Below are 12,294 nucleotides of genomic sequence, written 5' to 3' on the forward strand. Positions count from 1 at the left end.
TGTTCGAAGGCAGGCCGCAGCTCTACGTGCACCACTTCATGTGGATCGACGACGGCGACCGCGGGTGTCCCAGTTGCACAGCCTCCGCCGACCTGACGTTCACGGAAGGGGATCGGGCGCTACTCAACGCCAGGGGAGTGACGTTGGCGTGCGTATCCCGCGCGCCGTACGCCAGCATTGCCCGGTACCGGGACGAGCACGGCTGGACGTTTCCGTGGTACTCGTCGCGCGACGGTGACTTCACCTACGACTTCCACGTCACGCTCGATCCGGCACGCGCTCCGGTCGAGTACAACTACAAGGCGCTCGACGAACTGCGTGCCGACGGCTGGACCGACGACGATCTCCGGGGTGACGTGCCCGGCGCCAGCGTCTTCCTTCGGCGCGGCGACGAGGTGTTCCACACCTACTCGGCGTATGCCCGCGGGCTGGACCATTCCGCGGTCGGGTATCCGTTCCTGGACCTCACGCCGTACGGCAGGCAGGAGAGTTGGGAGGACTCACCGGAGGGCTGGCCACGCGATGGCGTGGCCGCCGGGGTTCCGCTGGAGTAGGGATCACGTGGAGTGAAACGGTGGGCGGGGGCGACGCGAACTGGCATCGTCAATGGCGACGCGGGTGTGGCTGAGTGGCTAGGCACCGGCCTGCAAAGCCGTTTACACGGGTTCGAATCCCGTCATCCGCTCCATTGTCAACTCAGGTAGACGCCGTTTCGGTGCTCCTCGGAACGTCGGCCAAGGCGGGCGGTCCCGCAATTCATCCCGCCAATTCGGGCCGAGTTCAGCCGTGCAGCGGCACGACGTTGTTTGCTGCCCTGCGGTGTGCCTTGCGTGCCAACACCCCCAATAGCGATCAGAACCAGGCCGACCGCCTGACGCGCGCGGATTCAACACGGGAGACCATCGCCGAATGGTGAAGTAGCTCGGTACATGGGGGCCAGCTAAGGCCGCCGATCGCTCGTCACGAGCAAACGCCAGCTGGATTTGTGCATTACCCACCGAGCCGATGGCAAACTCGCTATCTTTGCCAGCACACACACGGATTCTGGATTCTGAGGGGGGCAAAACATGCTTGAGCACAGCAGCCATCGAGGTAAGGCGCTGAGGCGAAGGACGCATTTCTTGGCGACGGCGGCAGCTGTCGGTGGGGCGGGGATGGTGCTGGCTGCGCCTGGTGCGGCGTTGCTGGCCAATCCCGGGCAGGCCCATGCCGCGCCGTTAGAGCAATTGTTCGGGTGTGCGTTCGGTACCGTACCGGTCGGTGACTGCGATGCAGCGTCCCAGAGCACCCCGTTCGTGATCGGTCTCGGCCTGCAGAGCGCCACGTTGGCACCCAGTTTCGGGACGGGGTTGGACGCCGCGGATCCGTTTCTTGATCTGGCCGGTGGCATTCCGATCCTCAACATCTTCATCGGCAACGGTGCCGACGGCACTGAATTCAGCCCCAACGGCACCAACGGCGGCCTGCTGATCGGTAGCGGCGGCGACGGCTACAGCCCCAACACCGTGGGCACCGCCGGCGGTAACGGCGGCAACGCCGGATTCTTCATCGGACACGGCGGCGCCGGCGGCACCGGTGGCAACGGCGATGCCACCCACGCCGGCGGCGACGGTGGTAGCGGCGGCAACGGCGCGATGTTCATCGGCAACGGTGGTAGCGGTGGCAACGGCGGGCTCGGTGGCAACGCCTTTCCCAGCCAGAACCCCACGACCGGCAACACCGCCGGAACCGATGACGACGGCAACGGGATCGATGGCGCCGGCTTCCAGAACGGCGGCCAAGGAGCGCCGGGTCAGGCACCTGCAGCCGGTTTTGGTGAAGGCGTTGCTGCTGGTCATGGCGGTGATGGTGGGCCCGGCGGCGGTAGCGGCGGCGATGGCGGAGCTGGCTTTACCGGAACGGTGGACGTCACCGCGTCCGACGGCGGCGACGGCGGCGATGCCCTGGCCGGCGGCGGCAACGGCGGTAACGGCGGCGACGGCGGCAGCGATCCGAGCGGGGTGTTCCCGGCCGACGGCTTCAACGGTGGTTTGGGTGGCAACGGCGCCACCGGTGTCGGCGGCGGCGGCGGCACGGCGGGTGGCAGCGGCGGCGCAGGCGGCAACGGCGGCTTCCTCAGCGGCACCGGCGGCAACGGAGGTACCGGCGGCAAGGGCGGCACCGGCGGCACCGGCGCCGTGGGCGGCAACGGCGGCAACGGCGGCAAGGGCGGCGCGGGCAGCGAGGACGGCGACGGGATCACTAACGGTGACGGTGGTGACGGCGGCAATGGCTCGTTCGGCGGAACCGGCGGCCCCGGCGGCAACGGCGGAAACGGCGGCGCAGCGGGTACCGGCGCCTCCGGCACTGGAACGGTCGGCGCTGGCGGCGCGGGCGGTGACGCAGGCAAGGGCGGCACCGGCGGCACCGGAGGCGCCGGCGGAGTCAGCCCGACACCGGCGCAAAGCGGCGCCGACGGTGCCGGTGGCCAGGGTGGCACCGGCGGCACCGGAGGCAAGGGCGGCACCAGCGGTGCCGGCACGACCGGCGTGACAGGCAAGACCGGCGACGCCGGCGGCGGAGCGACCGGTGCCAGCGGCGGCGGCGGCGGTACCGCCGGCACCGGCGGCGCAGGCGGCACCGGCGCCCACTAGTAATCGCGAACGGAGATCCCGGGAACGTCGGCAACGGCGCTCCCGGGACTTCTGCTTTCCGTCACGATTCAAAACCGTTGCCTGGGAAACTCTTTCACGGTCGACAAAGCCGTCCACCCGGGTTCGAGACCAGTCACTCGGTCGCTTTCGCGTGTCGGTGCGCGCAGCCGGGGACCTGGCTTCGCTCAGGTGGGCAGATTGCTTCGCCGCGCGGCGGCTCGGATTGTGGATAGGACTACAGGACAGCAGTGAGCGGGCCCACTATCTGCCAATTCGGCTCGGACATGTCGTTGAACACCGTGCCCAAGCCCCTGCCCGACGAGGTGTAGGTCGCCCCTGGGTGATACGGCATGAAGACTTGCGCAGTGGCTGATTCCCGGGCCTGTGTGCATTGGGTCGCCGCCTCGGCGCCCTGAATGCACACCACGCTCGCGTACGGCCGGAAGGGCGCCCCGCACTGAACAGGGGTCAGCGTTGCGGTGACCATGCTGGCGCCGGAGACCTGCACCACCTCGGGGACTGACAGTGCGTAATCGCAGAACGTCGGGGGCGGTGGGGGCGTTGCGTGCGCACCACCGGCGATCGCAACGCCACTGATCGCAAAGGTCGAGGCCAGCCAGAAAACCGTGACAACCCGCTTCATTCTTGGATGGTAGATCACCCTTTCTGACGGGGGCCTGCTATGTAACGACCAAGAGTGCGGAGCCGTCCGCGCGGCGCTCGGCTGACCCCGCAGAGGGCGACTCGGCACCCCTCGTCCGACGCGACGTTTGCAACCTGGCTCTGCGGGCACGGCTCCGGCTACCCGCGGTACCCTCACACTCCCGCGGACTCATGCGATGAGAGCAGGATGATGCGTTGGATTATGTTCTGCCGCAACGACTCTAGAAGCGAACCTGACAGTCTCGACTTGCTCGGTCTCCATGATGGCACTCGCGTGCAACGGCTGGATACGCGCAACAACCATCACTCTTCGAACCTCAGTAACGCGATCCGCTTCTTCGGGGACGCAGTTCGGCCTCGAGACATCTGCCGGGAAGGGCATCTTGCGCACAGCCTGGCGACTTGCAGGCAATCCTGCACCGGCCATTTTGATCCAAAGGCAATACACGGTGGGCGGATACAGACCCGACTGGCATCGTCTGTTGCAACGCGGGTGTGGCTGAATGGCTAGGCACCGGCCTGCAAAGCCGTTTACGCGGGTTCGATTCCCGCCACTCGCTCTCGTTCGGCGCTCGACCGCGCCGCCCCAACAGATCCTGCTCAGGTCAAGGGTGCGAACGCCTCGGCCAGCGCGCGATAGGCATCCAGGCGCTCAGAGCCCTTGGCGAGGCCGAAGTCCGGAACGATGACCTCGTCCACTCCTTCGTCGTGCCACACCGCGGCGGCCTCGGCGATGCGCGTTGGTGTTCCGTACACCGTTGGCTGGGGCGAACTCTCGGCAATCGACTTCGCCTTCGCCTCGGCCTCTGGCGAATCGGTGACGATGACGACGGCCTGCGTCGAACGCCATACCGTGGCCGGATCGCGCCCCTCCTTCTCGCATGCGGCGTCGAGGATCGCCGATGTCTTGCCGAATTCGCCGGGCGCCGACCATTGATTCCACTGGTGTGCGTAGCGCGCCACCAGCCGCAACATCCGTGGACCAGACGCGCCGACCAACAGCGGCACGGGGGATTGCACGGGCTTCGGCTCGCAGACGGCGTCGGTCAGCCGGTAGTACTTGCCCTCGAAGGTCGTCGTCGGCGCGCTGAGCAGCCCCGTGATCACGGCGAGCCCCTCGGCGAAGCGGTCGACCCGTTCCCGCGGGGGCCCGAGCTCCAAGCCGTATTGCTCGTGCTCGTTGATCTGCCAGCCCGCGCCGATTCCCAGAGTGAGCCGGCCCGAGCTGACGTGATCGATGGTGGACGCCCAGTTGGCCAGGACTGCGGGATGACGGTAGGTCATCGACAGGACCAGGTTGGCCAACCGGATCCGGGACGTGGCGCCGGCCAACGCGGACAGCGTCCCGGTTCCCTCCAGCGCGTAGTGCGGGCCGTCGCCGTTCGCCATGAAGTGGTCGGCGACGTAGATGGTGTGCCAGAAGTGTTCGTCGGCATACTGCGTCAATTCGAGGACATCGTTCCAGGGCTGGGCGTGAGAGGCCCATACGGAGAATCGCACGCCGCCAGTCTAGGGATGCACCCTGGCAGTGGGCTGCCGGATCAGACCCGTCGGCTGTTACCCCTCGTCCGTTCCAAACTTCACGCAAAGGCGATACGAGGCTGCACCGCGTTGCCTACCGTTGCAGCGTGACGACCGAACCCGGACCGTTGCCCGTCAGGTCCGTTGATCAGACGCGGTTGCGCGAATCCCTGGCCCGGCGGTTGCATGGCCGATCGGTGGTCACGGGACAGATCACCTTGCCGGCTGCGCCGGGCATGATCGACGAGTACGTGACGATGTGCGAGAACATCTTTGCGGACGTAGGCCGGAGCTTTACGACCGAACAGCTCGCCCACGTCAGGACCGTGCTGGAAGGTCAGTTGGCGGAGGCGTACGCGGCCTCCCCGCGTTCGACCATCGTCCTCTCGTACAACGCTCCCGTCGGCACCGTCCTCAACTACCACGTGAAGGCCGAATGGCTGACGGTCGAGGGTGCCTACCAGAACTGGATCAGCACGCGCGAGCCCCCACTCTTCGGCACCGAACCGGACGCCAGAGTGTGGGCGCTGGCCAATGAATTGACCGAGCCCACGATGCATCGGGTGCTGGACATCGGCGGCGGAACCGGGCGCAATGGCCTGGCCTTGGCACGGCGCGGCCACCCGGTCGACGTGGTTGAGTTGACCCCGAAGTTCGCCGACATGATTCGCGCCGACGCCGAACGGGAAGCGCTCGACGTGCGCGTGATCCAGCGTGACGTCTTCACCACCATCGACGATCTCCGGCGCGACTATCGGCTGATCCTGCTCTCCGAAGTGGTATCCGATTTCCGGACGACGCAGCAGCTCCGCGGCATCTTCGAACTCGCCACCCAGTGCCTGGTTGCCGGCGGCCGATTGGTGTTCAACGCCTTCTTGGCACACCCCGGCTATCTACCCGACGATGCCGCATGTGAACTCGGGCAACAGTGCTACACGAGCATTTTCACGCAGCAGGAGATGGGTGCAGCGGCGTCCGGATTGCCTCTGCGACTCGTCGCCGACGACTCCGTGTACGAGTACGAGAACGCTCACCTGCCCGAGGGCGCCTGGCCGCCGACGAGTTGGTACGCCGACTGGGTAAGTGGCCTCGACGTGTTCGATCTGCGGCGTGAAGAATGCCCCATCGAGATGCGCTGGCTCGTGTACCAGAAGCCGAACGGGTAGTCGACCCTGCTTGGGGGCCGACACTGGGGCCCTGGGCTTAGCCTTCGGGGCTGGGCGGTGGTGGTGGGCCGGCGGGCGGGGGACCGCCCAAGCGGGGCGCCAGGAAGGTCCCGAGCTGACCGAGGATGGCGGCCGGGGAGGCCGTCGTCGACGCACAACCCTGCGAGCAGTCGGTGAGCTGCCACGGCTGGCAATCCCTGGTGGTGAACGTGGTGTCGGTTGGGTCGATCTCCACGACCTGCGGTTTCTTGGTCATCGCGTTGTCGACGATGCTGTCGCCGGCGGACCGTTTCCAGGAGCAGACGCCGTCCGTGATCGGTCCGGCCGAGGTGTAGGTGCCCGGCGCGATGTCCGCACCCACCTTGTAGGTGCCGTTGGCGTCGATGGTCGTCTTCGGCGCGGGCGGGGCAGGGGGAGCCGGGTCGGCGTGGGCAATTCCGGCGGCTGCCCAGAAGCCGGCGACGGTCACCGCGGCAGCAATGGCCGATGCCTTCGTGGACCTCATGACATTCCAGCTTAGCCGACCTAACCACAGTGCGGGAAATCCCGGACCGGGCGTGCGCTGCGGCATGATGCCGGGGTGAGCTCCCGATCGCCGACGCTGACCGACGTCGTCGCCACGCTGCAGGTCGACCAGATCGACGACGACGGCTTCGTGGCCACCCAGTTGGACAACCCGGGCCACCACATCGTCGGTGGCCACATCGCCGGGCAGGCCCTGATGTCGGCTAGGCGTTACCGCGTCGATCGGGTGACCTGGGCGAAGCTGAACTGCCAGCGCTCGACGATGTGGAAGCCGAGCCGCTGCGGCACCTGGTACGCGGGCGCTCGGCTCATCCGCGGACCGGGATCGAGCGGAAGCCCCGCGTCGTGGTCGGACAGCGTGTGATCGCGGTCGGAGACCGTCCACAGCACCGTGCAGTGTTGCACCAGGTCCGCCACCGCCCAGATCGCGATGTGCGCGTCCCACAATCGATTCCGGTCGGCGGCTCGCCTCCCGCGGCCGGGGTCGACCAGCTTCTCGTAGGCGTGAGGACGTGCCGCGGTCACTGACCGGACGGGGCCGGGTAACCAGGTCACGGTGTTGTCCAGAACGAGGCAGTCACCCGGCGCGGCCCGCTCGGTGATCAGATCCGCGATCTGGCTGAAGTCCATGCCCTCCTTGGCATATGGGCCGCGCTGGGTGAACAGGTAGTTCGGGGTGGCGGCCAACGCCAAGACGGCGAGTACCGCGGTGACCCGGTCCCGGCTTCTGACGAGGGCGGCGATGCAGACCGCCAGAAGCAGTGCGACGGCGGGGGAGGTATAGCACAGATACCTCGGGTAGTAGATCGGCTCGGCGATCGCCGAGTACAGCACCAGCACCACGGTCGGCAGCACGATCCACGCGGCGGAGATCGTGCCGAGGATTCGAGTTCCGTTGTCCAGCAAGGCAAACCGGCGCAACGCAATGGTCAATACCAGCAATGCGCCCGCGGTGACGGCGAACGCCGCGCTCAGGTCGAAGTACTGCTCGTAGACGATCTCCACCAACGTCTCGGGGCTCAGCGGCGATATCCAGCGGACCTGAGCGATCTGAGTGCGGCCGAACAGCATGAACGGAGTCAGCGCGACCAAGGCCGCCGCACACCAGCCGGCCCACCAGAAGACCGTCGAGCGGCGTCGCGCGATGCGCACCACGGTGAGTGCGTGAGGAAGCACGATCAGGACGACGAAGACGTTCAACACCGTCGAGACCGCGAGTGCGACACCGTAGCCAACCCACGCCCACGTCCGGTCCCTGCGCGCACTGGCGACCACCAGGACCGTCAACCAGACCGCGCACGCCGTCGAAAGGGCGTACGGACGGGCCTCGATACCGGCCCAGGTGATGCGCGGGAGGATCGAGAACACGATCCCCGCCGACACCGCGACCGTGCGACTGGAGAACTGCCGACCCAACACGACGACGCCGGCCGCGGCTGCCCCGACGGCGAGGCAGCCGGGCAGACGCGTCCAGAACTCGGTGGCGGGGAAGACGGCGAACCACCCGTGCATCAGCAGGTAGTACAGCCCGTGCACCGCGTCGATGTTGCCCAGCATGCGCCACAGCTCGGGCACCGAGCGCGTCCCGGCAGAGATCGTGGCGGCCTCGTCGAACCAGAGTGACGGCCGTGCGGCGCCCGCGGCGCTCACCACGATCGCGAACGCGGCCACGACGACGGGATCGAGCCCGCCCGCGGTCGGTGTTCGGGTCGGCTGGACGCGTTCGAGGGCGCCCTGTCTAGTGACAGATCCACGGCTCACCCATGCCCGGTCACCAGCCGACTGAACTGCCATCTCACCGTTTAGTACCGGTAAGAACGGTGTCCAGCAACTCGAGGGACGTGACACGGGCGCCTCGACGTCGTCGTCGGGCGGCCTCGGCCGTCCGCCGACGCTGCACCGTGATACTGCTAGACGTTCTCCGACAGCGACTTTGCGGCCGAGCCGCTCGAACCCCGGATCGTCCAACTTCGACGCCCGGCGTCCACCCGATCCGTGGGCGCACGCGAAACCGACTGGCGTCGAACGTGATTGCGGGGTGGATGAAATCGTCGGTATGACGCAGGTCACGTCGACCTGCCGGTGCGACTCCATCGGTACCGGGTGGCAGACGTAGGTTTCGTCACGACATCACGGTCGAGGTATGCGTCCCGGGCTACCATCATTGCCGGTAGAGGGCACGATGCCTGGCCAACTGAGCGAACGCGTGTCGCCGAATCCACCCGCGTTCGCGGGGGTGACGGGTTACTGTCTCGGATGGCGTTGCAAACGACACTGGGAGGGCATGCATGAGCGGCTATCAGACCGTGGTGGTAGGCACGGACGGCTCGGATTCGTCGCTGCGCGCGGTCGACCGGGCCGGCGCGATCGCCGCCGGGTCGGGCGCGAAGGTGATCGTGGCGACGGCCTACTTCCCGCAGAGCGAAGACCAGCGCGCGGCCGACGTCCTCAAGGACGAGGGCTACAAGATGTCCGGCAATGCCCCGATCTACGCGATCCTGCGCGAGGCCAGGGACCGCGCCAAGGCCGCAGGCGCTGCCGACGTCGAGGAGAAGGCCATCGTCGGCGCTCCCGTTGATGCTCTGGTCGACCTTGCCTCCGAGGTGAACGCGGACCTGCTCGTGGTCGGAAACGTGGGCCTGAGCACCATCGCCGGCCGCCTGCTCGGCTCGGTGCCAGCGAACGTGGCGCGCCGCTCCAAGACCGACGTCCTCATCGTCCACACCTCCTGACGTCGCGGGGCTACCAGCCCCGTCCCCTCCACTCGCTCAGGTGCGGACGCTCGGCACCCAGCGTGGTGTCGTCGCCATGGCCGGGATACACCACGGTCGAATCCGGGTAGACGTCGAACACCTTGGTGCTGACATCGCCCAGCAGCCGGTCGAAGTCGCCGGGCTGCCACGTCTTGCCGACACCGCCGGGGAACAGGCAGTCACCGGTGAACAGCTGGACAGCGTCGCCCGCGGCGGGCCCGCTGAGGGCGAGGGCCACCGACCCCTCGGTGTGACCCTGCAGGTGGATGACGTCGAAGCTCAGCTCGCCGATCTGGATGGTGTCGCCGTCGGCGAGGATCCGGTCGGGCTTGACCGGCAGCGGTTCGGCGTCGAGCCGGTGGGCGGCGGTCGGCGCACCGGTGACTTCGACCACCTCGGCCAGCGCCAGCCAGTGATCGCGGTGCTGGTGGCTGGTGACGATCAGCGACAGAGTGGGCGCGTGGCGTCGGATGAGTTCGAGCAGGACGGCTGCATCGTTGGCCGCGTCGATGAGTAGCGTCTCGCCGGTCGCGGAACACGTGACGAGGTAGGCGTTGTTGTCCATCGGGCCGACCGACGCCTTCACGATCGTTGCCCCGGGGAGCGTGCGGCGTGCGGCGGTGCCCGGTTCGGCATGGCCCGTGTAGTCGTCGTCAACGGTAGTCATGTCCGCCACGGTATCGGGCTCGGCTCGGACTTGTCGGAGGGTGGACATAGCATGGTGCGCGGACGGCTTTCTGCGGGTCGGAGAGCAGTACGGGACCGGGAAAGGGATCTGTTGGCAGACCGCCTGATCATCAAGGGTGCACGCGAGCACAACCTGAGAGGCATCGATCTTGATCTGCCACGCGATGCGCTGATCGTCTTCACCGGATTGTCCGGTTCCGGCAAGTCGTCGCTGGCATTCGACACCATCTTCGCCGAGGGCCAGCGCCGTTACGTGGAATCGCTGTCGGCGTACGCCCGGCAGTTCCTCGGCCAGATGGACAAGCCGGACGTCGACTTCATCGAGGGCCTGTCGCCCGCGGTGTCGATCGACCAGAAGTCCACCAACCGCAACCCGCGCTCGACGGTCGGCACCATCACCGAGGTCTACGACTACCTGCGTCTGCTCTACGCACGGGCAGGCAGCCCGCACTGTCCGGTGTGTGGCGAGCGGATCGCCAAGCAGACCCCGCAGCAGATCGTCGACCAGGTGCTCGCGATGGACGAGGGCATCCGGTTTCAAGTGCTCGCTCCCGTCGTGCGGACCCGCAAGGGCGAGTTCGTCGACCTCTTCGAGAAGCTGAACTCGCAGGGTTACAGCAGGGTTCGGGTCGACGGTGTCGTCCATCCGCTCACCGACCCGCCGAAGCTGAAGAAGCAGGAGAAGCACGACATCGAGGTGGTGGTCGACCGCCTGACGGTCAAGGCCAGCGCCAAGCAGCGGCTTACCGACTCGATCGAGACGGCACTCGGCCTCGCCGACGGCATCGTCGTACTCGAGTTCGTCGATCAGGACGAGGACACCCCGCAGCGCGAGCAGCGCTTCTCCGAGAAGCTGGCGTGCCCCAACGGCCACCCGCTCGCGGTGGACGACCTGGAGCCGCGGTCCTTCTCGTTCAACTCGCCCTACGGCGCCTGCCCGGAGTGCACCGGCCTTGGCATCCGCAAGGAGGTCGATCCAGAGCTCGTCGTGCCCGATCCCGAGCTGACCCTTGCCGAGGGCGCGATCGCGCCATGGGCGATGGGCCACACGGCCGAGTACTTCACCCGCATGCTGGCCGGCCTTGGCGAGGCGTTGGGATTCGACGTCGACACACCCTGGCGCAAGCTTCCGATCAAGGCGCGCAAGTCGATTCTCGAGGGCTGCGACGAGCAGGTACACGTCAAGTACAAGAACCGCTACGGCCGCACCCGGTCCTACTACGCGGACTTCGAGGGCGTGATGGCGTTCCTGCAGCGCCGCATGGAGCAGACCGAGTCCGAGCAGATGAAGGAACGCTACGAGGGCTTCATGCGGGACGTGCCGTGCCCGGTCTGCCAGGGCACCCGGCTCAAGCCCGAGATCCTGGCTGTCACGCTGGCCGCAGGCGAGTACGGCGACATGTCCATCGCGCAGGTCTGCGAACTGTCCATCGCCGACTGCTCGGACTTCCTCAACGCGCTCACCCTGGGCCACCGCGAGCAGGCGATCGCCGGGCAGGTGCTCAAGGAGGTGCAGTCCCGGCTGGGGTTTCTGCTCGACGTCGGGCTCGACTACCTGAGCCTGTCTCGGGCGGCGGGAACGCTGTCCGGCGGTGAGGCGCAACGCATTCGGCTCGCCACCCAGATCGGGTCGGGCCTCGTCGGCGTGTTGTACGTGCTCGACGAGCCGTCGATCGGCCTGCATCAGCGCGACAACCGCAGGCTGATCGAGACCCTGGTGCGCCTGCGCGACCTGGGCAACACGCTCATCGTCGTCGAGCACGACCTGGACACCATCGCGCACGCCGACTGGGTGGTCGACATCGGCCCCGCAGCCGGTGAGCACGGTGGCCGCATCGTGCACAGCGGCACCTACGCCGACCTGCTGCACAACCCCGAATCCATCACCGGTGCTTACCTTTCCGGCAAGGAGAGCATCGAGGTTCCGGCGATCAGGCGACCGATCGACCGCAAGCGTCAGCTGACCGTCATCGGCGCCCGCGAGCACAACCTTCGCGAGATCGACGTGGCGTTCCCGCTCGGCGTCCTGACCTCCGTCACCGGCGTCTCGGGGTCGGGCAAGTCGACTCTGGTCAACGACATCCTGGCGTCAGTGCTGGCCAACAAGCTCAACGGCGCCCGCCAGGTGCCGGGCAGGCACACCAGGATCAACGGGCTCGACCAGGTCGACAAGTTGGTCCGCGTCGACCAGTCGCCGATCGGCCGGACCCCGCGCTCCAACCCGGCCACCTACACCGGGGTGTTCGACAAGATCCGGACGTTGTTCGCCGCCACCACCGAGGCCAAGGTGCGGGGCTATCAGCCGGGGCGGTTCTCGTTCAACGTCAAGGGCGGTCGCTGCGAGGC

10 protein-coding genes, 2 tRNA genes and 1 pseudogene are annotated in these 12,294 nt (G+C 67.4%); 8 read left to right on the forward strand and 5 right to left on the reverse strand.

Annotated features, from left to right (window positions below):
• From QOC69_RS01325 to QOC69_RS01335, 3 genes are all read left to right on the forward strand, one after another.
• The coding region (locus QOC69_RS01325; RefSeq protein ID WP_526435597.1) for a DUF899 family protein at positions 1-554 on the forward strand (554 nt) is incomplete at its 5' end.
• Between the two features lie 60 nt (positions 555-614).
• Positions 615-688: transfer RNA gene (locus QOC69_RS01330), tRNA-Cys, on the forward strand.
• 433 nt (positions 689-1,121) lie between these two features.
• Complete coding sequence (locus tag QOC69_RS01335; protein WP_526435599.1) at positions 1,122-2,633, forward strand: PGRS repeat-containing protein; 1,512 nt, start codon at positions 1,122-1,124, stop codon at positions 2,631-2,633.
• Between the two features lie 235 nt (positions 2,634-2,868).
• Here QOC69_RS01335 and QOC69_RS01340 read toward each other — a convergent pair whose 3' ends face one another.
• Positions 2,869-3,276: a hypothetical protein gene (locus tag QOC69_RS01340; protein WP_526435601.1), complete on the reverse strand. Its 408-nt coding sequence runs from the start codon at positions 3,274-3,276 to the stop codon at positions 2,869-2,871.
• Positions 3,277-3,785: 509 nt separating this feature from the next.
• Between QOC69_RS01340 and QOC69_RS01345 the strand changes: the two genes are divergently transcribed.
• Positions 3,786-3,856 (forward strand) — tRNA-Cys (locus QOC69_RS01345).
• Between the two features lie 40 nt (positions 3,857-3,896).
• Here QOC69_RS01345 and QOC69_RS01350 read toward each other — a convergent pair.
• The gene (locus QOC69_RS01350; RefSeq protein WP_526435603.1) at positions 3,897-4,796 is read right to left on the reverse strand and encodes an LLM class flavin-dependent oxidoreductase; all 900 of its coding nucleotides are present in this window, start codon (positions 4,794-4,796) and stop codon (positions 3,897-3,899) included.
• A gap of 128 nt (positions 4,797-4,924) precedes the next feature.
• Here QOC69_RS01350 and QOC69_RS01355 point away from each other — a divergent pair, with 128 nt between their 5' ends.
• Complete coding sequence (locus tag QOC69_RS01355) at positions 4,925-5,983, forward strand: class I SAM-dependent methyltransferase (protein WP_526435605.1); 1,059 nt, start codon at positions 4,925-4,927, stop codon at positions 5,981-5,983.
• Between the two features lie 37 nt (positions 5,984-6,020).
• Here the strand turns inward: QOC69_RS01355 and QOC69_RS01360 are convergent, their stop codons facing one another.
• Entirely contained in the window at positions 6,021-6,554 is a 534-nt protein-coding gene (locus QOC69_RS01360; RefSeq protein ID WP_526435607.1) for an Rv1352/Rv1906c domain-containing protein, read from the reverse strand.
• Positions 6,555-6,563: 9 nt separating this feature from the next.
• On the opposite strand from QOC69_RS01360, the pseudogene QOC69_RS01365 reads away from it, so the two are divergent.
• Positions 6,564-6,719: pseudogene (locus tag QOC69_RS01365) on the forward strand (acyl-CoA thioesterase II); the annotation flags it as partial.
• Here QOC69_RS01365 and QOC69_RS01370 read toward each other — a convergent pair.
• On the reverse strand, positions 6,719-8,269 hold the full coding sequence (locus QOC69_RS01370) for a glycosyltransferase family 39 protein (RefSeq protein WP_526435609.1): 1,551 nt from the start codon (positions 8,267-8,269) through the stop codon (positions 6,719-6,721). The pseudogene QOC69_RS01365 and the gene QOC69_RS01370 sit on opposite strands and share 1 nt — an antisense overlap.
• A 527-nt stretch (positions 8,270-8,796) precedes the next feature.
• Between QOC69_RS01370 and QOC69_RS01375 the strand changes: the two genes are divergently transcribed.
• A complete protein-coding gene (locus QOC69_RS01375; protein WP_526435611.1) occupies positions 8,797-9,240 on the forward strand; it encodes a universal stress protein in 444 nt (147 codons plus the stop codon).
• Positions 9,241-9,250: 10 nt separating this feature from the next.
• Here QOC69_RS01375 and QOC69_RS01380 read toward each other — a convergent pair whose 3' ends face one another.
• Positions 9,251-9,928 carry an MBL fold metallo-hydrolase gene (locus QOC69_RS01380; protein WP_526435613.1) on the reverse strand — a complete coding sequence of 226 codons (678 nt, stop codon included), beginning with the start codon at positions 9,926-9,928 and terminating at the stop codon, positions 9,251-9,253.
• A gap of 111 nt (positions 9,929-10,039) precedes the next feature.
• Between QOC69_RS01380 and uvrA the strand changes: the two genes are divergently transcribed.
• Positions 10,040-12,294: excinuclease ABC subunit UvrA (uvrA, locus tag QOC69_RS01385; RefSeq protein WP_526435615.1), on the forward strand; the 2,255-nt coding region annotated here is incomplete at its 3' end.

Origin of the sequence: Mycobacterium sp. (assembly GCF_032162105.1) — a bacterium.
In the GTDB taxonomy this organism is placed as follows: domain Bacteria; phylum Actinomycetota; class Actinomycetes; order Mycobacteriales; family Mycobacteriaceae; genus Mycobacterium.

What these genes read in the sequence shown, in the direction of transcription:
- QOC69_RS01340 (WP_526435601.1), bottom strand. Translation starts at nt 3,276, where the DNA reads ATGAAGCGGGTTGTCACGGTTTTCTGGCTGGCCTCGACCTTTGCGATC.
- QOC69_RS01360 (WP_526435607.1), bottom strand. Translation starts at nt 6,554, where the DNA reads ATGCCGCAGCGCACGCCCGGTCCGGGATTTCCCGCACTGTGGTTAGGT.
- QOC69_RS01375 (WP_526435611.1), top strand. Translation starts at nt 8,797, where the DNA reads ATGAGCGGCTATCAGACCGTGGTGGTAGGCACGGACGGCTCGGATTCG.
- QOC69_RS01380 (WP_526435613.1), bottom strand. Translation starts at nt 9,928, where the DNA reads ATGACTACCGTTGACGACGACTACACGGGCCATGCCGAACCGGGCACC.